The following is a 26585-nucleotide window of genomic DNA, read 5'->3' as shown; positions in this document are numbered from 1 at the left end:
TAAAAGGGCTCGGGTACTTTTTATATGCTAACTCATTTTAAGTTTTCTTCAAAATATATTTTTTTGTTTTTGCATCATTAAAGCACGTATCAATGAATGGACTTTCCCAGATATAGGCATTATTTTTTAGCGTTAAAACTCCAAAATCTTTAGTTTTTTCTAAAGCCCAACTATCAGTATTATTATAGCTTTTCTTAAAAGTTAATTTTAAAGTATTGTTGTTTTCAATAGCAGAAAGATTATAAGAATGATACAATTGATATCCTTCGGCTGAATATAGTACAGAATCTTTATTAATTACTATAGATAGGTAATGTGCATCTCTCCAGTCTTCGCTATCTTCATTTAGTGCGAATGAATAAGTTCCGTACCATTTGTTTGAAATAGTTTTTTTTGTAATACTACGATTAAGATTAATGTTAGTCGTTTTTTCTTTTTCAGATTCTTTGCAGCTTATAAATAGTAAAAGAAAAATTAGAATAATATTCTTCAAAATCTTAGAAACGGGTTTAAAAGAAAGTTGATGTTTTTGCGAATAACCATTTGGGTAAGGATTTGCTAAAAAGTAAATTCTGTCCGGTTTCATAGATTTATGAGTTTATAACTCAAATATATATTTTTAAATTCCAAATCTCAAATTTCGAAAAAGAAAAGCTTAGAACCTTTGAACCTTTGCACCTCTGAACCTAAAAAAAAACTATTTTTGTAATTCATTTTCAGGTCATAAATAATGTCAATACTTAAGGATTTAGAACAATTATCAGATTCGTTAGAAGGAACACTTTTATACGATGATCTTCATAAAACGCTTTATTCGACTGACGCTTCGGTGTACAGGATTAAACCAAAAGCGGTTGCCGTGCCTAAAACGATAGCAGATATTAGTAAACTGATCAGGTTTGCGGCGCAGCATGATATTTCGATTACGCCAAGAACGGCCGGAACTTCTCTTGCCGGACAAACGGTTGGCGACGGAATTGTAGTTGATGTTTCGAAAAACTTTACCAAAATCCTGAATTTTGACCCGATAAAAAAAACGGTTACGGTGCAGCCAGGCGTAATTCGTGATGAACTGAATTTATTCCTGAAACCGCACAATGTATTTTTCGGACCTAATACTTCGACTTCAAACCGTTGTATGATTGGCGGAATGGTGGGAAATAATTCTTCGGGAACGACTTCGATTCGTTACGGTGTTACGCGCGATAAAATTGTAGAGATAAAAGGGATTTTGAGCGACGGTTCTGAAGTAGTTTTTAAAGAACTGACTTCGGCAGAATTTATCGAAAAAACCAAAGGTGATTCTTTAGAAAATAAAATATACAAAAGCCTTTACGACGAACTTTCGGTTAAGGCAACGCAGGAAGAAATTATAAAAGAGTTTCCGAAACCGGAAATTCACAGAAGAAATACAGGATATGCCGTTGATATTCTGTTGAAATCGGATTTGTTTGGCGGAACAGAACCAACAATTAACTTAGGGAAACTGCTTTGCGGAAGCGAAGGAACGTTGGTTTTTACAACCGAAATCACATTAAAAGTAGACGATTTGCCGCCAACTCATAATATTATGGTTGTGGCGCATTATCATAGTATTCAGGAATCGCTTGAATCTGTTGTAGTGGCAATGAAACATCATTTGTATACTTGCGAAATGATCGACGATACGATTTTAGATTGTACGAAAACGAATCGTGAGCACATTAAAAACAGATTCTTTTTGGTTGGAGAACCAAAAGCGATTATGATGTTTGAAGTAGCTTCGCATGATGCAGAAGATGCCGAAAATCAGGCGAATGCATTAGTTGCCGATTTAGAGAAAAACAACTTTGGTTACGCACTTGTAAAAATTTACGGTGCGGATATCGAGAAAGTAAATGAACTTAGAAAAGCCGGTCTCGGACTTTTAGGAAGTATTGTTGGCGACGATAAAGCAGCCGATTCTATTGAAGATACTGCGGTTGAATTGAGCGATTTACCGGCTTATATTGCTGAGTTTTCGGCCATGATGTTGCGTCACGGACAAGGCGCAATTTACTACGCGCATGCGGGTGCGGGCGAACTGCATTTGCGTCCGGTTTTGAATTTGAAGAAAACTTCTGACTTAAAATTATTCAGAACCATTGCGACCGATGTGGCGATTTTGGTGAAGAAATACAGAGGTTCGTTAAGCGGTGAACACGGCGACGGAATTGTGCGTGGAGAATTTATTCCGTTTATGATTGGCGAAACGAATTATGAATTGCTGAAAAGAATCAAATTAGCGTTTGACCCGAATTCGGTTTTGAATATCGGGAAGATTGTAAACGCTTTAAAAATGGACGAAAACCATCGTGTAATTTCAGGAAGGGTAGAACCGGATATTAAAACGTTTCAGGATTTCTCAGACAGTTTAGGAATTCTACGCGCTGCCGAAAAATGTAACGGATCTGGCGATTGCCGTAAATTACCATCGGCAGGAGGAGCGATGTGTCCGAGTTATCGTGCAACCAAAAACGAAAAAGAAACAACGCGTGCGAGAGCCAACGCATTGCGTGAATATTTGACATATTCTGAGAAAGAAAATAAGTTTGACCAGAAAGAATTATACGAAGTTTTTGAGTTGTGTGTAAGCTGTAAAGCCTGTGCAAGCGAATGTCCGAGTAATGTAGACGTTGCAACTCTTAAAGCAGAGTTTTTATACCAATACCAAAAAGCAAACGGATTTTCGACCCGAAATAAGATTTTTGCGCATAACGCGAAACTCAATAAAATGGGAAGTTTGTTTCCGTCGATTACCAATTTTATTTCGAACCAATCGCTTGTTAAAAAAAGCATGGGAATTGCGTCGGAAAGACAAGTTCCGCTTTTGGCGAAAAGGACTTTTAAAAAATGGTATCAAAATCATAAATCACAACAAAATAGTTTTCCGAATGGAAAAGTCTATTTGTTTAATGATGAATTCACGAATTATTATGACGTAAATATCGGAATTGACGCTTTTGAATTATTAAACAAATTAGGCTACGAAGTAGTTGTTGTAGATCACGAAGAAAGCGGAAGAACCTATTTGTCGAAAGGTTTTCTTGAAGAAGCGAAGAAAATAACGGATATTAATATTGGCATTTTTAAGGATTTAATTTCAAGCAACACGCCTTTAATTGGAATTGAACCTTCGGCAATTCTAACCTTTAGAGATGAATATTTGAGATTGGCTTCGGATAAAGAAAATGCTGAAAAAATATCTCAGAACACTTTTACGATTGAAGAATTCTTTAAAAAAGAAATCATCGACGGTAAAATAACACCAGATTCATTTTTGGAAGAAAAGAAAGAAATCAAAATTCACGGACATTGTCACCAGAAATCATTGAGTTCTGTTGAAGCAACTTTTGCCATGCTGAATTTACCAAAGAATAATACGGTTACAATTTATAATTCGGGTTGTTGTGGAATGGCAGGATCTTTTGGTTACGAAAAAGAACATTATCAGGTTAGTATGCAAATGGGAGAAGATACATTATTCCCAAAAGTACGTGCAACTGCAGAAAACGTAAAAATCGCCGCAGCAGGAACTAGTTGTCGCCATCAAATTTTTGACGGTACAAGCAGAGAAGCACAACATCCGGTAAGTATTTTGAAAAGCTGCTTAAAATGAGAATAGTACACGGATTATACGGATTCACTTCATGAAAACGCGGATGAAAACGGATTTTTTTTGTTTAAAACTTAGTAACAGATTATAAATTATTTGTTTCACGCAGATTTAAAAAAGATTTAAGCAGATGCGCGCAGATTTTTTATAATTAATCTCAAAAATAAATCTACTCAATCTGCCAAATCTGCATGAAACAAAAAAATCGTATAAATCCGTGTTCAAAAATACACCACCAAAAATCACCCATAAAACAAAATCGTTTTATATATTTGAAATCAGGATAATTTTTGCATTATTTGCAAAATAAAACCACAAAGACTTAAATATATTAATTTATAAAAGCAAAACCACATATGGCATTATCAGGTTTATTCCGAAAAAAAACGGTACAAGATATTCTTAAACAAGTTGCGAAAAACGAAGCAGATGGTCATAATGCATTAGGAAAGCATTTAACCACAAGAGATTTAACTGCATTTGGAATCGCGGCGATTGTTGGAGCAGGAATTTTTAGTACTATCGGAAAAGCCAGTGCTGACGGCGGACCAGCTGTTATTTTTTTGTTTTTATTTACTGCATTAGCCTGTAGTTTTGCCGCTTTTGCTTACGCAGAATTTGCTTCGATGGTTCCGGTTTCAGGAAGTGCTTATACATACTCGTATGTAGCTTTTGGAGAGATTATTGCCTGGATTATTGGCTGGGCTTTAATCATGGAATATGCCGTAGGAAATATAACGGTAGCCATATCGTGGAGTGATTATTTTACAGGACTGCTCCAGAGTGGCGGAATTCATCTCCCACAATGGATTCAGATGGATTATTTAACAGCTTCAAACGGATTTAAAGATGCCACAGCTTTAATGCAGGGCGGAAAATCATTCGAAAATTTAGGAGCTTCATTGCAAGCAGCATATACAGCCTGGACAACAGCGCCAACAATTGGTTCTTTCCATTTTGTGGCTGATTTACCGGCATTGTTTATTATTATTTTAATTACAGCTTTGGTTTACAGAGGAATGAAAGAATCTCGTAATGCGAGTAATGTCATGGTAGTTGTAAAACTTTGCATCGTACTTTTAGTAATTGCTGTTGGAGTATTTTATGTAGATACTGCCAATTGGGATCCGTTTGCGCCAAATGGTGTAAGTGGAGTTTTAAAAGGAGTTTCAGCCGTTTTCTTCGCTTATATTGGTTTTGATGCCATTTCTACAACGGCAGAAGAATGTAAAAATCCGCAACGTGATTTACCACGCGGAATGATGTGGGCAATTATCATTTGTACTATTTTATATATTGCCATTGCGTTGGTTTTAACCGGAATGGTGCGTTATAACGAATTGAATGTTGGAGATCCTCTGGCATTTGTTTTTGATAAATTAGACCTAAAATGGATGTCTGGAATTATTGCCGTAAGTGCGGTAATCGCTATGGCGAGCGTTTTATTGGTTTTTCAAATGGGACAACCGCGTATCTGGATGAGTATGAGCCGTGATGGTTTATTGCCAAAGAAATTTTCTACGGTACATCCAAAATTCAAAACACCATCTTTTGCTACAATTGTAACCGGTTTTGTGGTTGCGATTCCGGCATTGTTTTTAAATCTGACAATGGTAACTGATTTATGCAGTATCGGAACTTTATTTGCCTTTGTATTGGTTTGTGCGGGAGTTTTGGTTTTACAAAACAAACCAGAAATTCCTAGAGGAAAATTCAAAACGCCTTATGTAAATTCAAAATTTATAATGCCCGTTTTAATGATCGCCGGATTGTATTATGCTTTTGCTTTTAATAATAAAGCGACAATGGCTTTTATAAATAACGAAGCACAAACAAACGATGCAACGACAATTATTACATCTTTAGATAAAGAAGAATCTACGAAGGTTTTTAATTATTTAGAAAGCATCGAAGTAAATAATAAAACTGCCGAAACATCAGATTTAGAACATTTATTAGGTCAATATCAAGATGATGAAGCTAAATATGCTGAGGTTGTAAAAGGTTTACCTATTGATGATGCATCAAAATACGAATCAGGTTTCAGCTTATTCAAACATAAAATTCCAATGTGGATATTCTTATTCGTTTTGGTTGGATTAGCCGTTTGGGCTTTCAGAAAAAACTTGTCTTTAATTCCGCTTTTAGGACTTATTTGCTGCCTTTATATGATGGCTGAATTAAGCGTTTGGAACTGGATTTACTTTACAATCTGGCTATTAATCGGTTTGTTTATTTACTTTACTTATAGTAGAAAAAATAGCAAGCTAAACTTAGATAATTATTAATTGTGAATTATAAATTATAAATGGGAAAGCCGTTTTGAACAATTCAAAACGGCTTTTTTATTATCTCATTTTTGTCATCCTGAGGAACGAAGGATCACACACGTAACTCGACAAAGATTGGCGATTTTGTATACGGAGCTTCTAGTGTGATCCTTCCTCCGTCAGGATGACAAACAGAAACGCTTTTAGTTTGGAATATTAAAAAAAAACTTAGCGAATCTCTGCGAAAACGTCTTTGCGAATCCTTGTAGAATTTATATTCAAAATCCCAAGCTCAATCATGCATTGTTTCATCATTTCATAAGTACGTTGAATATCATTGTCTAATCCAATCGAAAAACGAATCAAACCATCAGTCAATCCCATTTCTTTTTGTTCTTCAAGCGGAATTTCACTAGAAGTTGAAGTTCCCGGCGCGCTAAACAACGTTTTATAAAAACCTAAACTTACGGCCAAATAACCTAAATTTCTGGCTTGCATTAATTCCATCAATTCATTTGCTTTTTCTAAAGTTCCAACGTCAATTGTCAACATTCCGCCAAAACCATATTCCGGATTAATCATTGTTTTATAAAGTTCATGACTCGGGTGACTTTTTAATCCCGGATAAACCGTTTTTAAACCATCAGCTTCAAATTGATCAGCCAGGAAATGAGCATTATGGCTATGTTGTTTAATTCTTATATGAAGCGTGCGCAGATTTTTCATCACACTTGCCGAACGCAAACTATCCATTGTTGGTCCCAAAAGCATACTTGCTCCGGAGTTTACATTTTTCAAAGAATTGATAAATTCCTTAGAAGCACAAGTCACGCCGCCAACCGTATCGCTGCTTCCGTTAATGTATTTCGTTAAACTATGAATTACGATATCAGCGCCTAATTTTGCAGGAGAAACAGACAAAGGCGAAAAAGTATTATCGACAACCAATTTCAAATTATGCTTTTTAGCAATTTTAGCCAAACCGGCAATATCAGCAACTTCCAATAACGGATTACTAACCGTTTCACAATACAAAACTTTTGTTTTTGGAGTAATTGCCGCTTCAACAACATCTAGTTTTGTAATGTCAACAAAGCTCGTTTCAATTCCGAATCGAGGCGTAAAATTCTTCAAAAAAGCATAAGTTCCGCCATAAATTGTTCGGCTCGAAACAATGTGATCACCAGCACCGCAAAGCTGCAATAGAGTAGGTGTAATTGCTCCCATTCCCGAAGCCGAAACATTTGCCGTTTCAGTTCCTTCCATCGCTGCCAAAGCCTGATCTAAATATAAATTACTTGGCGACGAATGACGCGAATACAAATAACAGCCTTCCATATTACCTTCAAAAGTATCGAACATCGTTTTCGCCGAAAGAAAAGTATAAGTCGAAGAATCAGAAATCGACGGATTCACACCGCCAAATTCACCAAAGTACTGCAAATCCTGAATTTTATCTGCTGGGTTAAAGTCTTTCATATAATTAGTTTTTGTTTGTTTTGTTTCAAGTTTCAGGTTTCAGGTTCCAACAACCTGAAACTTTAGACCTGAAACATTTTTTTTAAGAGCTATTTCCTGCTATCCGTTTCAAGTCCTCATAAAAAAGGCAAAGTTTCTAATGTTCTAAAAAGAGCTTCCGCTGGTCGCTTTTTTAGACCAAGAAACTTTTGCCTTTTTTACTCCGGGCTTTCCACTTCTATCAGGGCTAAGACTCTCGTTTTCAAAAGAAATTCTATTCAAAATAAGAGCTATTTAGAAAATTAATCAACCATAAAGTCTATAATTAGATTTTAAAACTATAAAAATGTATTATTTGTGAATTTTAATCTAAATTTGAAACATAAAGTATAATTCAATAGATTTTCTTTCATTTCAGCAACGAACCAAAAACAACAAACAGAAACCATGACTTTAGATGCCACTGACAAAAAACTCTTGGTTTTATTACAAACCGACAGTAAAAAAACAACCAAAGAATTATCCTTAAAACTCAATCTTTCGGTAACAGCAGTTTATGAAAGAATCAAAAAGTTAGAAAGAGAAGGAATCATAAAAAACTATGTAGCACTCGTTGATAAAACTAAAATCGAAAAAGGTTTTGTTGTTTTCTGTCATTTAAAACTTATTCAGCATACCAAAGAATTCCTAACCAAATTCGAAAGCGAAGTCATAAAACTCAACGAAGTTTTAGAATGCCATCACGTAAGCGGTGATTACGATTATATTTTAAAAGTTCTGGTAAAAGATATGGAAGCTTATAGAGAGTTTCTGGTAACAAAACTCACAAGTTTACAACATATTGGAAGTACGCAAAGTATGTTTATGATTAGTGAGGTAAAGAATTCTACTATTATTGGTTTTTAGAAGGTTCAGAGGTTCAGAGAAGGAAAGGTTCAAAGGTTTTAATTTTGCAAAGACGCGAAGTCGCAAAGTGTTTTTTGTCATCCTGAGGAACGAAGGATCACACGCGTAACTCGATAAAGATTGGCGATTCAGCTTACGGAATTCCTTGTGCGATCCTTCGTTCCTCAGGATGACAAGCTTTACGACTTTTCAAGCAAAATTTCAGTCTATTGAATAAAAAAAATGCAAACCTTTCCGTAAATCTTAGCGCATTTTGCCATAAAACTCCCACCCAAAATTTCACACAAAAAACATTGTAATTTAAACTTTAAACAAAACTTTATTCCTTAATTTTGTAACCGCTAAAATAAAAACAAAATACTATGAGTTCATTTGACGTAGTCATTATAGGTTCAGGTCCTGGAGGATATGTATCAGCAATTCGTTGCGCACAATTAGGTTTCAAAACAGCAATTGTAGAAAAGTATAGCTCTTTGGGCGGAACTTGCCTTAACGTAGGTTGTATTCCTTCAAAAGCATTATTATCTTCTTCTCATCATTATTCAGAAATTGCTCATTTTGCAGATCACGGAATCGAAGTTTCTGGAGATGTAAAAATCAATTTAGAGAAAATGATCGCACGCAAGCAAGCAGTTGTAGATCAAACCGTAGGTGGAATCAACTACTTAATGGATAAAAATAAAATCACTGTTTTTAACGGTTTAGGATCTTTCGTAGATGCAACCCACATTGCAGTTGCAAAAGCTGACGGAACATCAGAAACTATCGAAGCAAAATATTCTGTAATTGCTACAGGTTCAAAACCATCTTCTTTGCCTTTCATCAAAATTGATAAAGAAAGAATCATCACTTCTACAGAAGCTTTGGCTTTAAAAGAAGTTCCAAAACACTTAGTAATTATTGGTGGTGGAGTTATCGGAATCGAACTTGGACAAGTTTACCTACGTTTAGGAGCACAAGTTTCTGTGGTAGAATTCATGGACAGAATTATTCCTGGAATGGATAGTTCTTTGTCTAAAGAATTGACTAAAGTATTGAAAAAACAAGGAATGAAATTCTACGTTTCTCACAAAGTAAAATCAGTAGAAAGAAACGGCGATGCTGTTGTAGTTCAGGCTGAAAACGCAAAAGGAGAAACAATCACTCTTGAAGGAGATTATTCATTAGTTTCTGTTGGTCGTCGTCCTTATACAGACGGATTAAATGCTGACAAAGCAGGAGTAAAAATTTCAGACAGAGGACAAGTAGAAGTAAACGATCATTTACAAACTAACGTTCCAAATATCTATGCAATTGGTGATGTTGTCCGTGGAGCAATGTTAGCACACAAAGCAGAAGAAGAAGGAACTATGGTTGCTGAGATCTTAGCAGGTCAAAAACCACATATCGATTATAACTTAATTCCTGGTGTAGTTTACACTTGGCCGGAAGTTGCAGCAGTTGGACAAACTGAAGAGCAGGTAAAAGCTTCTGGAACTGAATATAAAGTAGGAAGTTTTCCTTTTAAAGCTTTAGGACGTGCAAGAGCAAGTGGAGATCTTGACGGATTCGTAAAAATCATTGCAGATGCTAAAACTGATGAAGTTTTAGGAGTTCACATGATTGGAGCCCGTACAGCAGATTTAATCGCAGAAGCTGTTACAGCAATGGAATTTAAAGCATCTGCTGAAGATATTTCAAGAATGAGCCACGCACACCCAACTTTTGCAGAAGCTGTAAAAGAAGCTGCATTAGCAGCTACAGATGATAGAGCATTGCACGTATAATCTACGTCAAGTATATATTCAAAGACCGTTAGAATTATCCCGAACCTTTGGGACTAACGGTTTTTTTTATTTTTAATTATTTTCTCCTCTTTAAAATATAAAAATCAAAAATAATTTTGTAAATTAGATGTACTATTACGATGCTATCTTTACTTATATAAAAAGTTAACATCATGAAAAATAGACATGTAGCTCCTGCTTTAATTGGAGCAGGAATTGCGATCGCACTTTACTCTTCTTGCGGTTCAACGATTCCCAAAAAAGCAAATGCAGTCAATAGTTTTGATAAAGCAAAGTATTTGGGAAAATGGTTTGAAATAGCAAGATTAGATTTTAAATACGAAAAAGGACTCAATAACGTCACGGCAAATTATACTGCAAATGATGACGGCACTATAAAAGTTGATAATAAGGGCTATAATGTCAAAAAAGACAAATGGGAAGAAAGCATCGGGAAAGCCAAGTTCGTCAAAAAGGACAATGTTGGTATGCTTAAGGTCTCATTTTTTGGTCCTTTTTATTCAGGATATAATGTAATTGCCGTTGATAAAGATTATAAGTATGCACTTGTAGTTGGTGAGAACTTAAAATATATGTGGATACTTTCGAGAGAAACTACAATTCCTGAAAGTATCAAAGCAGAATACCTAATAAAAGCTCAGGAAATAGGTTATAATATATCAGACCTTGTTTGGGTAGAGCACAATAAAACAAATTAAACAAAAACCCGACAGATTTTTATATCTGTCGGGTTCTTTTATTTTATAATGATACTTTTATGGTCTGAAAAGACTTCTATAATTATCCCAATATCTGTAAATCAAAAATAAATTAGCAGCGAATAACAATGCCGCTATTGGCAAACCTTCCGGAGCCATAAAATAATTAATAAACAAAATATTGATTGTAATTGGTAAGATCAAAATATTGGCCAATGTTACAAATCTACCCGTTATAAATGCAATTCCGCAAAGCAATTCTACTGTTTTTGCTAATGGCAATAAATAAGTTGATGCAACTAAGCCCATATTAAAAGCTTTAAAATTTCCTGTTACTTCTGGTTCCGGAGCTAGTTTAAAAAAGAAACTAATGGAAGCAAAAAGTAATAATAGGCCAATCAAAACGCGGACAATAATGGTAGCAATTTTCATAATACTAGGATTTTAATAGGTTAAAAAATATAAATTATTTGCTTATAAACATTACAATTTGAATTCTCTACCAAAATGAAATCCGTTTTTTAAGGCCATTTAATTAAGAATTCGATAATCAACGTTATCCTATTATGGGATTAATTTAATACTATATCAAATATAATGAATTTTTTCTTATTAAATTGCTACTATATTAACAGTTTTACTGTTTTTTGACATATTTTTTATAAAGAATATATCCAGTTATACCAATCACTATAAATGGCCATAAATTCAATAAAAAAACAAAGATTGCTTCCAGAATATACCAGCCGCTTTTTAAAGCATCAATAATCTGAATGCCTAAATTAGGTTTATATGCGGCACTATCTTTTTCTCCTTCAGTCATTTCCTGTCTGATCGTTTCATTTTGGTAAAGCTGCAAAGTAATGGTGCTAAAATTAACCTGATCCTGTAATGATAAATTATCGATTGTTCGATTATCATTGGCTTCTTTTTGGTTGGCCAAAGTATTTTCTGCTTCTACAATATCATTTATTTTTTTACCTTTTGTATCAATCGCTTTTTCAATTCTTTTTTCATTCACAACACCTCTTTTTTGAGAAAGCTGATTCGATAATAATTTCAAAGAAACATCATCAGCTTTGATAATTCTAAAATCCAGAAAATCAATTTGTTTGGCAATAGTTTTAATTACAGTATCAAGTTGGGTATTGGGTACGCGAATCGTAATATTATTTTCTACCGAAAATTTAGTAGTTTCTAAAGTACTGTCCTGACTAATTTTGGTTTTTATCTGATCGTGAATATTACTTTGTAAATTAGTATAAGTAACATAACCTCCAAATTTTTGAACAGCGTTTTCAATTGCATAAGTAGATTTGACGACGTTTTTAACCTTGAATTTTATATCAGCAGTTCGGATAAATTTTTGCTTGCTATCTTTTTTCTCGACCGCTGCCGATGAAGATACAGCAGTACTGTCTGTTGTAGTTGCATAATCTGCAGTTGCTTCGCCCGAAGCATTATCAGCTTTTTTGCAAGAAAATAGTAATGCGATGATTAATAACGTAGTAAAACCTACTTTTGCGATTGTTTTCATAAAGTTTTTAGAAATTTGATTAATAAATGATAAATAATTTTTAGTATTTATGTTAATTCGATATACTAAAAAGTGTGCCAATAATTTTTTGGGATTATTTTATTGAAGGATTTTTTTTGTCGTAATTTTGAATTCTAAAATTTATACTTTTTTGAGAGTTTCCATTCATAAACATATTTCAAATCCAGAGCAGTTTAAACAACAACTTCTAATTTGGGCACAGCAATTTCGTGAAGTCGTTTTTTTGGATAGCAATTCATATCCGCAAGAATATTCAAGCTTCAATTTTACTTTGGCCGTTGATGCTTTTACGTCTTTAAAAACCGATTTTCATAATGCTTTTGAGGATTTAAAACAATATCAGCAAACTACTAAAGACTGGCTTTTTGGTTATTTGACATACGATTTAAAAAATGATGTTGAACCACTTAAATCTTCTAATTTTGATGGATTAGAGTTTCCGGATTTGTTTTTCTTTCAGCCTAAAAAAATATTCATTCTGAAAGAAAATCAGCTTGAAATTCAATATTTATTGCTTTGTGATGATGAGGTTGAAGAAGATTTTGATGAAATAACCAAAAGTCATTTTGAGCCGTTTGTCACACTGAGCGAAGTCGAAGTGCAACAACGTATTTCAAAAGAATTGTATGTAGAAAAAGTAACAAAAATGCTTGAACATATTCATAAAGGCGATATGTATGAAGCTAATTTTTGTATGGAATTTTTTGCCGAAAATGCAATAATTAATCCATTGGAAAAATTTCAAAAACTGAATGAAATTTCACAAGCACCGTTCTCGGTTTTCTTTAAAAATCATAAACAATATCTGCTTTCAGCTTCACCGGAACGTTATTTGAAAAAAGTGGGAGAGACCTTAATTTCTCAACCAATAAAAGGAACTTCAAAACGATTTTCAGACCCAAATGAAGACGAAAAATCAAAGCAATTTTTGGAATCAGATTCAAAAGAAAGAGCCGAAAATATCATGATTACAGATTTGGTTCGAAATGATTTGTCGCATACAGCACAAAAAGGTTCGGTAGAAGTAGTAGAGCTTTGCAAGATTTATTCTTTTTTGCAGGTACATCAAATGATTTCGACGATAACATCAAAATTAGATTCGCAATATTCGCCAATAGATGTTTTAAAAACAACTTTCCCAATGGGAAGCATGACCGGAGCGCCAAAGATTTCAGTTATGAAAATTATTGAAAATCTGGAAGAAACCAAAAGAGGTTTATATAGCGGTGCAGTTGGATATTTTACGCCCGAAGGTGATTTTGATTTTAATGTAGTGATAAGAAGCATTTTGTATAATCAGGAAAATCAATATGTTTCATTTTCTGTTGGAAGTGCCATTACAGCACAATCTGTTCCTGAAAAAGAATATGAAGAATGTTTGCTAAAAGCTAAAGCAATGCGTGAAGTTTTGCAGTAAAAATATGAGCCACAGATTACAATATTAAAAGGATTTTGTTTCACGCAGATTCTGCAGATTTAAATAGATTTTTATTAAAATTAATTTGCGGGAATCTGCTTAAATCTTTTTAAATCTGCGTGAAATTCTTATAAAAAATCTGTGCAAATTATTTTAATCTGTGGAAAAAAAAATCTGCTCAATCTGCAGAATCTGCGAAAAAAAAAATTAACGCTTAACATTTCATTTAAAAATAGATAAAATATAATCTTTACATTTATCAAATGCTTTCAAAATTTCAAAATCATATCGCTTCAAGATTTCCTTTTCTGGAAGAGCAAAAACTTTTTTTGGCTGTAAGTGGCGGATTAGACAGTATGGTTTTGTTGCATTTACTGCATCAGTTGCAATACGAAATTGCGGTTTTGCATTGCAATTTTCAATTACGTGGATTAGAAAGTTTTGGCGATCAGGATTTTATTCAAAATTACTGCGAACAAAATAATATTCCTGTTTTTACTACTCAATTTGATACCGAAGCTTTTGCTAAAGATTATAAACTTTCGACTCAGGTTGCGGCTCGCGAACTTCGCTATAGCTGGTTTTATGAGCTTTTAGAAACTAAAAACTTCGATTATATTTTAACGGCGCATCATGCCGATGATAATCTGGAAACATTCATTATCAATTTAACTCGCGGAACGGGTTTAGATGGATTAACCGGAATTCCGGAACAAAATGATAAAATCATTCGTCCACTTTTGCCTTTTTCAAGAGAAGAAATCCTAAAATATGCGACGGAAAATAATATAGAATGGAGAGAAGACAGCAGTAATGCATCGAATAAATATTTGCGAAATAAAATCCGTCATGATTTGGTTCCGATTTTAAAAGAAATCAATCCAAATTTTTTGAATGCTTTTCAAAATACACAATCTTATTTGCAGGAATCGCAGGAAATGGTTGAAGATGCATCGATTATGATTTATCAGCAAGTGGCGAAAGAAGAGGGGAATGACATTCATTTCGATTTAAATCAACTTCAAAAATTACCCAATTATAAATCGTATTTGTACCAATGGCTCAACGAATTTGGCTTTGTGGCCTGGAACGATATTTATGATTTAGTTGATGGACAATCCGGAAAGCAAGTGTTTTCGACTGAATTTAGATTATTAAAAAACAGAAATACGTTGATTTTAAGTCCAATTTCTGAAATATCAGAAAAGGAAGAATTTGAAATTAATGAAAATGATAAAGAAGTTAATTTTCCCTTAAATTTGAAGCTTTGTCAAGTAGACGACATTACAATAGATTCAAATAAAGCTATCTTTGTTGACGCTGAAAAAATCCGGTTTCCTTTAGTTTTACGTAAATGGAATGAAGGGGATGTTTTTAATCCTTTTGGAATGAATGGTAAGTCAAAAAAAGTAAGCAAACTTTTTAAAGATGAAAAATTATCTTTGATTGAAAAAGAAAAAACATGGATTTTGTGTTCTGATAACCAGATTGTTTGGGTTGTAGGAATCAGGCAAGACGAACGTTTTAAAATCGAAAATACTACAAATAGAATACTTAAAATAGAATTACAATAATGAACTTTACTCAATCCCGTCAAACGATAACATCAAAAAGTGTTTGGAATAAAACCATTGTTTTTTTGTTATTTTTCATATTTGCTTTTGCAAAAGGTAACGCACAAATTTTAGAGCCTGCAAAATGGACTGCTAAAATTGAAAAGAAATCCGGTAATCATGCTGTTTTAATTTTTGATGCAACAATCGAAAAAGATTGGCACATGTATTCACAATTTACTCCGGATGGCGGCCCGCTTCCGTTAGAAATTGTGTTTAAAAACCAAAAAGGAAACTACGAATTGGTTGGCAAAGCCAAAGAAGGAAAAACAAGAACAGCTTTTAATGATATTTTTGGGGTAAATGAAACCTTTTTTGAAGGAAAAGCGCATATTGAGCAGGAAATCACCATTATAAACCCAAATTTAAAAACGGTTGATGTTGATTTTGATTTTCAGGTTTGTAAAGAAGTTTGTATTAATTCGAGCAAAAAATTCTCGATTTCGATTCCATCAACATTTAAGATGGATGCTGTTCCAACGATTACAGAAGCAAAATTAGATGAAACAAAAGTTCCGGCTTTGGCTGTTGATACTTTAACAGCTAAAGTTGATAAGGCTCAAAAAGAATCTTCAAAAACTGAAGTTGTTGCAGTAAGTGCTAAACAAGAAATTCCTGCGCCTGCACCTTCAAGAAGTTTATGGTCAATATTTTTTGTAGCATTCATTTCAGGGTTTGCAGCATTGTTAACGCCTTGCGTTTTCCCAATGATTCCAATGACAGTAAGTTTCTTTACGAAACAAAGTAAAAGCAGGGCAAAAGGAATCAGAAATGCTATTTTCTACGGATTTTCTATTATCGCTATCTATGTGATTTTAGGTTTAATTGTTACCAAAATATTTGGTGCCGATGCATTAAATGCTTTATCTACAGATGTTTGGTTTAATTTAATTTTCTTTGTGATATTGATCATTTTTGCTACTTCATTTTTAGGAGCATTTGAAATTTTGTTACCAAATTCATGGGGAAATAAAGTAGATCAGCAAGCTGACAGAGGCGGAATAGTGGGAATATTGTTTATGGCTTTGGCTTTGGCAATTGTATCATTTTCTTGTACGGGACCAATTGTTGGAACTTTATTAGTTGAAGCAGCTTCAAATGGAGGAATTGCTCCAGTTGTCGGAATGTTGGGTTTTTCATTAGCATTGGCTTTACCGTTTATGTTGTTTGCGATGTTCCCGGGTTGGTTAAATTCATTACCAAAATCTGGAGGATGGCTGAACACCGTAAAAGTTGTTTTAGGGTTTTTAGAACTGGCTTTGGCATTCAAATTTTTATCTAATGCAGATTTGGTTTTACAGTTGCATTTTCTTGAAAGAGAAGTTTTCATCGCAATCTGGATCGCTATTTTTGCAGCTTTAACATTGTATTTATTTGGTAAAATTACTTTACCACACGATAGTCCGTTGCACCATATTTCTGTAGGCAGATTGTATTTAGGATTGCTTACGCTTGTGTTTACTGTTTATTTGATTCCAGGACTTTGGGGAGCGCCATTAAAATTGATTAGCGCTTTTCCTCCACCTCCAACATACAGCGAAAGTCCATTTGGAGTTGGTGGTTCAGGTAATTCAATTGGAAGTGCAGAATCTATAAAAGGATTGCCGGAAGGAGCAGAATTAGGCCCGCACGGAATTATGGTTTTTCATGATTATGAAGATGGTTTAGCGTTTGCAAAATCGATCAATAAACCAATCATGCTTGATTTTACAGGTTATGCTTGTGTAAATTGCAGAAAAATGGAAAATAATGTTTGGTCAGATCCAACGGTTTTACCAATCTTAAAAAATGATGTTGTTTTAATTTCTCTTTATGTAGATGATAAACGCGAATTGCCGAAAGAAGAACAATTTGTAACAGCTTCAGGAGATAAAATCATTACAGTTGGCGATAAATGGACTGATTTTATGATCTCAAAATATAAAACAAATACGCAGCCTTTATATGTTTTAACTGATTTGGAAGGAAAGAATTTACACACTTCAAAACCAACGATTAGTTATGTTAGCACAGAAGAATATCTGAATTGGCTGAAAGAAGGAATTGCAAATTTTAAGTAGTTTTTTTAAAGAGGAAAGATTATAGAAGCAAGATTATAGAATATAGATTATAGAATATAGAATATAGAGAATAGAATATAGAGATTGGCGTAATCTAAAATCTAAAATTTTCAATCTAAAATAAATAAAAAGCACTCTAAGTTAAACTAGAGTGCTTTTTTTGTTTGTGTTAGTTATCTGTATGTATTTTAATTTTTATAGGTATTCTCCGTGTTGAGAGATGTCTAATCCTAATTCTTCTTTTTCTTCAGTAACTCTTAGAGGAGTAATTTTATTTACAATAAAGAATAAAGCGTAAGAAGCAACAAAAGCAAAGATTGAAACAATTACTAATGCTTTTAATTGTGTTAAGAATAAAGTTGCATCACCAAAAATTAATCCTTGGTGTTCACCAACAACTGAATTTACAGTATTAGAAGCAAAAACTCCAGTTAATAACATTCCTACCATTCCACCAACACCGTGACAAGCAAAAACGTCAAGAGCATCGTCGATTTTCCCTTTAGGGAATTTGCTTACTACAAGGTTACTAATTACAGCAGCTATAATACCAATTGCTAAAGCGTGAGGAATGCTTACGAAACCTGCAGCAGGTGTAATTGCAACCAAACCTACAACAGCTCCAATACAAGCACCCATAGCAGATAATTTGTGACCTAATATTTTGTCAAGGAAAACCCAAGCCATTGCAGCAGAAGCAGCAGCGATTGTAGTAGTTCCTAAAGCCTGAGCAGCAAGACTTCCGGCTCCGGCAGCAGAACCTGCATTAAACCCAAACCATCCAAACCATAATAAACCTGTACCTAATAATACATAAGTAATTCTTGCAGGGTTTACTTTTTGTACTTTACGTTTTCCTAAGAAAATTGCTCCGGCCAATGCAGCCCAACCAGCACTCATGTGTACAACAGTACCACCGGCAAAGTCAAGAACTCCCCATCCGAAGAACAATCCGTCAGGATGCCAAGTCATGTGACATAATGGTGCATAGATGAATATGATAAATAAAACCATGAATAATAAGTAAGCCCAGAAGCGTACGCGTTCAGCAAAAGCTCCCGTAATTAATGCCGGAGTGATAATTGCAAATTTCGCCTGAAATAAAGCAAAAAGTATCATCGGGATTGTTGGTGCTAATTCCCAAGCAGTGTTTGCACTTACTCCTTGAAAAAATATATTTGACGTAGGATCTCCGATGAAACCATGAATTGATGGTCCAAAACATAATCCAAATCCAATTACTACCCATAGAACTGTAACAATTACCATTGCCATAAAACTTTGAAGCATTGTACTAATTACATTCTTTTTACCTACCATACCACCATAGAAAAATCCTAATCCTGGAGTCATCAATAATACAAGAGCGGTTGCAACAACCATCCAGGCAGTGTCACCCGTATCAAGTTTTAATTCGACTACGTGAGCACCTAATGTTTTTGATTCAGTAATAAATGAGATAGAAAAAATTGATAGTAATAAAATCGTGATGAGTATCACGCTTAAAATAATTTTTCGCATAGTTATTTAGTTTTAAATTTTTGATAAAAATATAAAATCATTCAACACCCCTAAAAAAAATAGAGTCTAATGTTTAATTTTTGTTAATATTTCATTTTAACCCCCTATGTTTTGCGTGTATTTGTTAAAATGAACTTAAAATTTACAATTTGGCAACATTTTTTTGTCACTATTATGAATTTTAGGCATTCTGTACATTTTTTTATTGATATTTTTCTGTTTAAAATGAATATTTAATATCTAAAATTGTTTAATCTTTTCTAAATGATGATGTATATTTGATGTTTTAACACTTTTTGTATTTAATATTTAAGAATGGAATTGAGAAAAATAAAATGGGGAATTATTGGTTTAGGAAACATTGCTAATCAATTTGCTACCGATTTATTATTGGTCGAAGATGCTGAATTAGTTGCCGTAGCATCTCGAAATTATGATAATGCAAACGACTTTGCTTCAAGGCATAATTGCCCGAAAGCGTATGATTCTTACGAAGCTCTTTTTGCTGATGCCGAAGTTGATATTGTATACATTGCAACTCCACATAATTCTCACGCCGAATTATCTATAAAAACATTGCAAAACGGGAAACATGTTTTATGCGAAAAACCAATTGCACTTTCTTATGACGATGCCATTCGTATGATTGAAGCTTCAGGAAAACATAATAAGTTTTTTATGGAAGCTTTTTGGACACGTTTTATTCCGTCAGTTCAGGATGTTTTGTCTAAAGTTGAAAATGGAGAAATCGGCAAAGTAAATTACATAAAAGCAGATTTTGCTTTTATTGGAAATGAAACGGAAGGAAGCAGATTATTTGATAAAAAGAGTGGAGGCGGAGCTTTGTTTGATATTGGCGTATATCCATTATTTCTCTCTTATATAATGCTCGGAATTCCAAAAGAAATTATAGCAAAATCTATTTTTCATAAAAACGATATTGATTTACAAACTTCAATGCTTTTACAATATGATGATGCACAGGCAGTTTTGCATGCCTCAATAGTTTCAGAATCTGATATGAAAGCTGTTATTGGCGGAACAAAAGGAAGAATTGAACTTAATTCTCCGTGGTTTATGGCGGACGGATATTCTATTATTAAAGATGAAAAAGAAAACACTTTTAGTTTACCAAATCTCGGAAAAGGTTATGCACATGAAGCAATAGAATGTCATAAATGCATCAGAAATAACCAAATTGAAAGTGAACTTTGGTCGCATCAGAATAGTTTGGATTTGAGTAAAATTGTAGAGGAAATTAGAAATCAAATTGGCTTAGATTTTAAGTAAATATATTTTGTATTAAAAAAGCTACAAATAATTATTTTTTCATTAGATTTAAAAACATTTAATGAAAGAATATTTATGTTAGTAAAAGTTTACGGAAGCGCAGTTTTTGGAGTTGAGGCTACTACAATTACTGTAGAAGTTCACATGGATAAAGGTATTGGTTATCATTTAGTTGGATTGCCGGACAATGCCATAAAGGAAAGTAGTTTTCGTATTGCAGCTGCACTTAAAAATAATGGATTAAGCCTTCCCGGTAAAAAAATAACCATAAATATGGCGCCCGCCGACTTACGAAAAGAAGGTTCTGCCTACGATTTACCTTTAGCAATTGGTATTTTGGTTGGGTCAGATCAGATAAAAGCACCAGAAGTTGAACAGTTTGTTATTATGGGAGAGCTTTCACTAGACGGAAGTTTACAATCTATAAACGGAGCTTTGCCAATTGCGATAAAAGCGAAAGAAGAAGGTTTTAAAGGCTTTTTTCTTCCAAAGCAAAATGTAAAAGAAGCGGCAATTGTTGCAGGTTTAGATGTCTACGGAGTTGAAAATCTTCAAGAAGTAATTGATTTTTTTGCCGGAAGAGGAACACTACAACCTACGGTTATTGATACTCGAACCGAATTTTATAAAACACTCGATTTTCCTGAATTTGATTTTTCTGATGTTCGCGGACAGGAAAGTATTAAGCGTTGCATGGAAATTGCAGCTTCAGGCGGACATAATATTATTTTGATTGGTCCGCCCGGAGCAGGAAAAACAATGTTAGCCAAAAGATTACCAAGTATTTTACCGCCAATGACATTGCGTGAAGCATTAGAAACCACTAAAATTCATAGTGTTGCCGGAAAATTAAAAGAAGTAGGTTTGATGAACCAGCGACCATTTCGAAGTCCGCATCACACTATTTCGAATGTAGCTTTGGTAGGAGGAGGAAGTTATCCACAGCCGGGCGAAATATCAATGGCACATAATGGTGTTTTATTTTTAGACGAATTACCCGAATTTAAACGCGATGTTTTAGAAGTTATGAGACAACCGCTCGAAGATCGTGAAGTAACGATTTCGAGAGCTAAATTTACGGTGACTTATCCGTCTTCGTTTATGTTGGTGGCAAGTATGAACCCAAGTCCAAGTGGATTTTTTAACGATCCGAGTATGCCAAATACTTCTTCGCCACATGAAATGCAACGTTATATGAGTAAAATTTCAGGACCATTATTAGACCGAATTGATATTCATATTGAAGTTACACCGGTTCCTTTCGAGAAATTATCAGACGACAGAAAAGCCGAAAGCAGTGTAGAAATCCGAAAACGCGTCACGGCCGCCCGTGAACTTCAGTCAATACGTTTTGAAGAATTGCCTAATATTCATTACAATGCCCAAATGAATACCAAACAAATAAGAGAATTTTGCGCACTCGACGAACAATCCAAACAATTATTAAAAACAGCTATGGAACGCTTAAATCTTTCTGCAAGAGCGTATGACAGGATTTTAAAAGTTGCCAGAACAATCGCCGATCTTGATGCTGCGCCACAAATTATTCCATCGCATATTGCAGAGGCAATTCAGTATCGAAGTTTAGATCGTGATGGTTGGTTGGGGTAGTTAATTTTATATTTTAGATTTTTTCTGCAGTTTGTCAGGCTGAGCGAAGTCGAAGTCCTGTAGACTAAATCACTTTGCGGGGGCTTCGACTTCGCTCAGCCTGACAGCAGAGATCACTTTTTATCGGATGATAAAATCTTGCGGTTAAATATCATTCAAATTTTAAATGAGCATTTTTTGACATTAAATATGAAGTCAGTTTTTTGATTTTGCCAGATTCCATTTCAAAAACATCGCAAAAAACGGCGTCAAGAATATTACCATTTTTCATTACGCCTTGAACGGCACCTTCGGCAATTACAATATTATTTTCTTCAATCAATTTTATAATTTGAATTGTCGGACTTCCAACAAAATTCTCATTTTCAATTTCCTTATCAAACGCTTCTTTGCCTACATGCTGATAAATCCCGGGCATTTCCCAAACAATATCATCGGTAAGACAATTAAGAATTCTTTGATGATCAGTTACTCTAAAAGCATCCATATATTCTCTAACAGTTTGTTTATTAACGGTCATAATAAAAAATTTAAAGTTTATGAGTTACACAAATTTAAAAAATTAATACTGTTTTTTAATTACTTAATTGGATTGTGTTTTGAATATCAATTTGTTCCAGAAAAGATTCGTCGTGCGAAACCACAATCAAAGTACCTTCATATTCATTAATGGCTGCGGTTAAAATTTCAATATTTTGAATGTCTAAATTATTGGTTGGTTCATCTAAAATAATGATATCCGGAGCCTGATTGTTTATTGTTAAACAGCAAAGCATTAGTCTCATTTTTTCTCCACCGCTCATAGTACTGCAAAGCTTATCAAGATCGTGTTGCGAAAATAAAAACCTGTTAAGTCTCATTCTTATATCATGTTCCTGCAAAGCTGAAACATTAAATGTTTGAGCTTGTTCATAAACCGTAAGTTGATTGTTGATTAAAGAATAATCCTGATCAATATAAACGGTTTTCGATTCGGCTTTGTAAATTGTTCCTTGTTCAGGAATTAACTTTCCTGTAATTATTTTGATTAAAGTAGTTTTACCTGAACCGTTTGATCCTTTTAAAGTAATACGTTCGCCACTTAAAATTTGAAAATCCAGATTCTCTTTCCAAAGCAATTGATCGTTATAACCAAAGTTAAGATCTTTTGCAGTAAATAATATTTTGCCTTTGTGTAATGCAGCATTATCAAAACCAAATTTCATTTTATCAATCTCAGGCAAACCCGAACGCAAACTTTGAAGTTCTTGCGAAATTCTGCCAATTTTTTCAGCGTGAACATTTTTTGCTTTAGATGTACTATTTTCGGCATTGTTGCGCAACGTATTCATCATGATTCTGGAAACGCCGGCTTTCTTTTGCTTTTTCTCTCCGCGAGAATCTAATTTGTTTTGTCGCTCTAATGTTTCGCGTTCTTTTTCTTTAGCCTTTCGCAAAGCTTTTTCTTTACTCTGAATATCATGGTGCAAAGCATTATTTTCTATTTGTTTTTGGGCTGCATAAAAATCATAATTTCCACCATAAACAGTAATTCCGTGTTTACTTAGCTCATAAACTGTAGTTAAAAGATTCAGTAATTTTCTATCATGACTTACAATAAGTAAAGTGCTGGAAGTATTTTGTATAAATTCATACAATAATGTTCTTGCGGTCAAATCGAGATGATTACTCGGTTCATCAAGTAAAATAAGTTGCGGTTGATGAATAGAAATTCCGGCAAGAAAAATTTTAGTTTTCTGCCCGCCGCTTAAAGTTTCTAATTTTTGACTCAGATCTAAATTGTCTAATTGCCAATATTCTAACGCTTCATTGCAACGATCTTCAATAGTCCAGTCATCGTTTAATGTATTTAGGTTTTCTTCTGTTACATTTCCGTCAAGTATTTCTTTAAGCGCATTGAGTTTCTTATCAATTTGCAAAGCTTCTGCAATTGTAAGATGATTAAATTGCCCAAAAATCTGAGGAACATAATAAGGTTTTTCATCAGCTTTAAGCAAACCTCCTGATGCTTGTAATTCGCCCGCAATAATTTTTAAAAGTGTAGATTTTCCAACACCATTGTTGCCAATTAAGGCTATTTTTTCCTGATTGTTAGCAGTAAAAGTAATTTTGTCGAACAGCAAATTCCTGTTCACATGTAGATATGAAATGTTTTGTAAAATAAGCATGATTTCTTTCTTTTAAGAATAAACAAATCAGCAAACTGCTTTTGCAGCTTACCTATAATTGTCTGAAAGAAATTTTTATTCACATAGAATTGTGTAGTTATTTTGTTGAAGCAAAGATATAAAAAATATTATTCTGATGTTTTACCTCTTATTTACTTCGTAATATTCCAAAAACTTATTTTACGTCTTGTTACAAAACCTAGTTTTTCGTAAAGTTTAATGGCGCCAATATTAGTTTCAACAACATGTAGAAACGGAATTTTATTCTGATCAAAAATTTTATTTACAACATGCGTAATCAATTGTTTTGCATAACCTTTTCCGGTATGATCAGGATGTGTAATAATGGCGCTAACTTCTGTAAAAGCATCCATTTGCATTCGTTCTCCCGTAATGGCAACTAATTGATTGTCTTTGAAAATTCCAAAATAATCTCCAAGTAAAGAAGTTTTGTTTTTGAAATAACCGGGCTGTACTAAATTAACCAAATTTAATAAAGCTTCGTTATGATTTTCGGTTAGTTTAACGATTTCAAGATCAATCGGAAGTTGAATTTTTTCCTCAATAATCATTTGAAGACAAACCAACTCTTTTGCAATTTTCAAAGAATTTGGAATTTCAGGTTTTTCTCCAACAACAAAGAAATTCTCTGTTAATAACGAATATTGTTCTGTGGCATTTTGAGTACTATCAACTTCAATAAAACCTCCAAACGGACAATAATCCGGATTGTAGAATTTCGTATCGCCATAATCTATAGCATATTCTTTATGGTATTCTGATAATGAATTCCAAACAGGATTATCGAGTTTATTTTCTTCCGGATTTTTCATTGATGAAATGTTTTTACTTCTCAACTTTTCCAAGCCATTCTACAATAATCGCCTGTAAAGCTTTTTGTTTGATTTTAGCCTCTTCAAGATTGGCAATTTTTATAATTTTTCTTCCGTCAGGATAATTAACAGCTTTCAAAATATCAATATCAGTAATTGTGGAACCTGTTGGAAAAACTAATAAAATTGAACCTCGATGAATATTAATGACCAGAATATCCCTTTTATATTCTTTCGGGTTAAATGCTTTCATTTCTCCGGTAAAATAAAAACTCGGCGAATTCCATTTTACCTGTTCACCAATTTCTTTATCAGTATCCAAAATCAATTGGCGTAGAAATGCAACAGTCGACTTATTTTCAGCATCAAGTTTTTCAACAAGTGCTGTTACCAATTCAGTATCCGATTGCTTTTCCATATCTTGTCTTTATAAGATTACTGTTTATCCCCTAAATTTATTCCGAACAATAATATCTTTAAGCCTTGCTTTCAAATCTTCTCCCGTATCAAAAACCATTTGTTCATTATTCGGAAATGGAACAGGACGTTTATTGAAATAATTAAAATAACTTTCCTCACAAGCATCTCTATCGCCTTTGTATGTTGAGTAAACATTCTCGAAAATATATTCGCTGCTTACGGGAAACGTTTGCATTAACTGATTGGTTTTTAAATCAACAAAATCAACTTTTGCCGTTACCAGACAAGATTTAAATTGTCTAAACTCATATACATTAGCACGAAGCATTCTATAATTATCTACTTTTATTTCCTTGCCCAAACTATCTCTTACAGGTCTTCCTCTGCTGTCCAAGAGTGTTTTTACACCATCTTTAACCTGTCTTTCTTTTATAAATTCCTTTTCTTTAATTTGTTCCGGCGAAATACTGATTTGTACAAAGTTGATAATCAAACTATAATCATACTTAATATTTTTTTGTCTCAAATTATGATAAACCGTCCATTTATCATTTAATCCGTAGGTTTTAAAATCTAATAAATCATCCTGAAGTTGTTTCGGAATAACCAGGTTCGTTTCATTTGTAGCATAAACATCCACAAAATCAGTTCCTTTAAACTGCGCATCATCCATCAGTTTTTTGACATTTTTATAACCCGGATTTATACTTTCCAGATACGATAAATCATCAAAAGCCTGTCTAAAATCCAGTTTATTATTCGATTTTAAAAGTATCGAAGCCTTTTCATACAAATATTTTGTCAATGCATTTCGACTGCTAATAATCTGATCCGAATAATTATCAAACGGAAAATTTGCATTTTTTCCCAGTTTTAATAATGGCAAAGGCAATAACGGTCTTATTTTTTCCTGGCGATTGTTCAATTGCAAATAAGTATTATAAATACGCTCGGCATTCGCAGGATTTGCCTCTTTTGCCATCATTTCAAGATCGCGTAAATCCCTGTCTTTGGCTTTTGCAAAAGCTTCTTCAAGCAAATACACATAATCTTGTTTTCCTTTCGAATCTTTTTTAGTTCGCAATGCTTCAACCGCACGATTTATAGCGCCGTCGTAATTACCATCGCTTAAAAGTGATTGCGTAGTTTTTACACCACACGAAGAAATTGCTAAAAATAAAATTGAAAAGAGTAAAGTAATTTTTTTCATTCTAAGACCAATTGATTTTGAAGATGTAAATATATCGGTTTTAGACGAATTCAGAGAAAGTTGTGATTTTAAATTTCAGGAGCAATAATTTTCGTTTCCATAATAACCTTTTGTCCCGCTTTCACCTATAT

The 26585-nt window shown here is 33.7% G+C and carries 20 protein-coding genes; 10 read left to right on the top strand and 10 right to left on the bottom strand.

Going from position 1 to position 26585, the window contains the following annotated elements; all coding sequences use genetic code 11:
* Window positions 1-37: 37 nt before the first annotated feature.
* Window positions 38-586, bottom strand: a complete 549-nt coding sequence (locus GKZ86_RS11580) for a hypothetical protein (RefSeq protein WP_154783271.1) — start codon at window positions 584-586, stop codon at window positions 38-40.
* 144 nt (window positions 587-730) lie between these two features.
* Here GKZ86_RS11580 and GKZ86_RS11575 point away from each other — a divergent pair, with 144 nt between their 5' ends.
* Complete coding sequence (locus tag GKZ86_RS11575) at window positions 731-3637, top strand: FAD-binding and (Fe-S)-binding domain-containing protein (RefSeq protein ID WP_154783270.1); 2907 nt, start codon at window positions 731-733, stop codon at window positions 3635-3637.
* A gap of 353 nt (window positions 3638-3990) precedes the next feature.
* Complete coding sequence (locus tag GKZ86_RS11570; RefSeq protein WP_154783269.1) at window positions 3991-5922, top strand: amino acid permease; 1932 nt, start codon at window positions 3991-3993, stop codon at window positions 5920-5922.
* Between the two features lie 210 nt (window positions 5923-6132).
* On the opposite strand, the gene GKZ86_RS11565 is transcribed toward GKZ86_RS11570, so the two are convergent.
* Window positions 6133-7383 (bottom strand): aminotransferase class I/II-fold pyridoxal phosphate-dependent enzyme, encoded by a 1251-nt coding sequence (locus GKZ86_RS11565; RefSeq protein ID WP_154783268.1) that lies wholly within the window; start codon window positions 7381-7383, stop codon window positions 6133-6135.
* A 426-nt stretch (window positions 7384-7809) separates the two neighbouring features.
* Between GKZ86_RS11565 and GKZ86_RS11560 the strand changes: the two genes are divergently transcribed.
* From GKZ86_RS11560 to GKZ86_RS11550, 3 genes are all read left to right on the top strand, one after another.
* A complete protein-coding gene (locus GKZ86_RS11560; protein ID WP_154783267.1) occupies window positions 7810-8268 on the top strand; it encodes an Lrp/AsnC family transcriptional regulator in 459 nt (152 codons plus the stop codon).
* A 362-nt stretch (window positions 8269-8630) separates the two neighbouring features.
* On the top strand, window positions 8631-10034 hold the full coding sequence (lpdA, locus tag GKZ86_RS11555; RefSeq protein WP_154783266.1) for a dihydrolipoyl dehydrogenase: 1404 nt from the start codon (window positions 8631-8633) through the stop codon (window positions 10032-10034).
* Between the two features lie 173 nt (window positions 10035-10207).
* A complete protein-coding gene (locus tag GKZ86_RS11550; RefSeq protein ID WP_154783265.1) occupies window positions 10208-10753 on the top strand; it encodes a lipocalin family protein in 546 nt (181 codons plus the stop codon).
* Between the two features lie 57 nt (window positions 10754-10810).
* On the opposite strand, the gene GKZ86_RS11545 is transcribed toward GKZ86_RS11550, so the two are convergent.
* Together GKZ86_RS11545 and GKZ86_RS11540 are read right to left on the bottom strand one after the other, a co-directional pair.
* A complete protein-coding gene (locus GKZ86_RS11545) occupies window positions 10811-11185 on the bottom strand; it encodes a DoxX family membrane protein (RefSeq protein WP_154783264.1) in 375 nt (124 codons plus the stop codon).
* A gap of 205 nt (window positions 11186-11390) precedes the next feature.
* Complete coding sequence (locus GKZ86_RS11540) at window positions 11391-12290, bottom strand: DUF4349 domain-containing protein (RefSeq protein ID WP_154783263.1); 900 nt, start codon at window positions 12288-12290, stop codon at window positions 11391-11393.
* A gap of 151 nt (window positions 12291-12441) precedes the next feature.
* On the opposite strand from GKZ86_RS11540, the gene GKZ86_RS11535 reads away from it, so the two are divergent.
* The 3 genes from GKZ86_RS11535 (at window position 12442) to GKZ86_RS11525 (ending at window position 17401) form a co-directional block, all read left to right on the top strand.
* Window positions 12442-13728 carry an anthranilate synthase component I family protein gene (locus tag GKZ86_RS11535; RefSeq protein WP_154783262.1) on the top strand — a complete coding sequence of 429 codons (1287 nt, stop codon included), beginning with the start codon at window positions 12442-12444 and terminating at the stop codon, window positions 13726-13728.
* A gap of 263 nt (window positions 13729-13991) precedes the next feature.
* Window positions 13992-15302, top strand: coding sequence for a tRNA lysidine(34) synthetase TilS (tilS, locus tag GKZ86_RS11530; RefSeq protein ID WP_154783261.1), 1311 nt, complete (start codon window positions 13992-13994; stop codon window positions 15300-15302).
* Entirely contained in the window at window positions 15302-17401 is a 2100-nt protein-coding gene (locus GKZ86_RS11525; RefSeq protein ID WP_154783260.1) for a thioredoxin family protein, read from the top strand. Before tilS ends, GKZ86_RS11525 begins: the two co-directional genes overlap by 1 nt.
* Before the next feature lie 195 nt (window positions 17402-17596).
* Here the strand turns inward: GKZ86_RS11525 and GKZ86_RS11520 are convergent, their stop codons facing one another.
* The gene (locus GKZ86_RS11520) at window positions 17597-18922 is read right to left on the bottom strand and encodes an ammonium transporter (protein ID WP_154783259.1); all 1326 of its coding nucleotides are present in this window, start codon (window positions 18920-18922) and stop codon (window positions 17597-17599) included.
* Window positions 18923-19237: 315 nt separating this feature from the next.
* On the opposite strand from GKZ86_RS11520, the gene GKZ86_RS11515 reads away from it, so the two are divergent.
* Complete coding sequence (locus tag GKZ86_RS11515) at window positions 19238-20212, top strand: Gfo/Idh/MocA family protein (protein WP_154783258.1); 975 nt, start codon at window positions 19238-19240, stop codon at window positions 20210-20212.
* Between the two features lie 75 nt (window positions 20213-20287).
* Window positions 20288-21823 (top strand): YifB family Mg chelatase-like AAA ATPase, encoded by a 1536-nt coding sequence (locus GKZ86_RS11510; RefSeq protein WP_154783257.1) that lies wholly within the window; start codon window positions 20288-20290, stop codon window positions 21821-21823.
* A 151-nt stretch (window positions 21824-21974) separates the two neighbouring features.
* Here GKZ86_RS11510 and GKZ86_RS11505 read toward each other — a convergent pair whose 3' ends face one another.
* From GKZ86_RS11505 to GKZ86_RS11485, 5 genes are all read right to left on the bottom strand, one after another.
* Window positions 21975-22343 carry a nuclear transport factor 2 family protein gene (locus GKZ86_RS11505; RefSeq protein WP_154783256.1) on the bottom strand — a complete coding sequence of 123 codons (369 nt, stop codon included), beginning with the start codon at window positions 22341-22343 and terminating at the stop codon, window positions 21975-21977.
* Between the two features lie 55 nt (window positions 22344-22398).
* Window positions 22399-23991 carry a ribosomal protection-like ABC-F family protein gene (gene abc-f, locus GKZ86_RS11500; protein WP_154783255.1) on the bottom strand — a complete coding sequence of 531 codons (1593 nt, stop codon included), beginning with the start codon at window positions 23989-23991 and terminating at the stop codon, window positions 22399-22401.
* A gap of 152 nt (window positions 23992-24143) precedes the next feature.
* Complete coding sequence (locus GKZ86_RS11495) at window positions 24144-24824, bottom strand: GNAT family N-acetyltransferase (protein ID WP_154783254.1); 681 nt, start codon at window positions 24822-24824, stop codon at window positions 24144-24146.
* Between the two features lie 13 nt (window positions 24825-24837).
* On the bottom strand, window positions 24838-25242 hold the full coding sequence (locus GKZ86_RS11490) for a DUF1801 domain-containing protein (RefSeq protein ID WP_154783253.1): 405 nt from the start codon (window positions 25240-25242) through the stop codon (window positions 24838-24840).
* 24 nt (window positions 25243-25266) lie between these two features.
* Window positions 25267-26454 (bottom strand): hypothetical protein, encoded by a 1188-nt coding sequence (locus GKZ86_RS11485; protein ID WP_154783252.1) that lies wholly within the window; start codon window positions 26452-26454, stop codon window positions 25267-25269.
* Window positions 26455-26585 lie beyond the last annotated feature (131 nt).

This window comes from Flavobacterium sp. LC2016-13, from assembly GCF_009707955.1.
Taxonomy (GTDB): Bacteria; Bacteroidota; Bacteroidia; order Flavobacteriales; family Flavobacteriaceae; genus Flavobacterium.
This window is presented reverse-complemented; position numbering and strand designations above follow the sequence as displayed.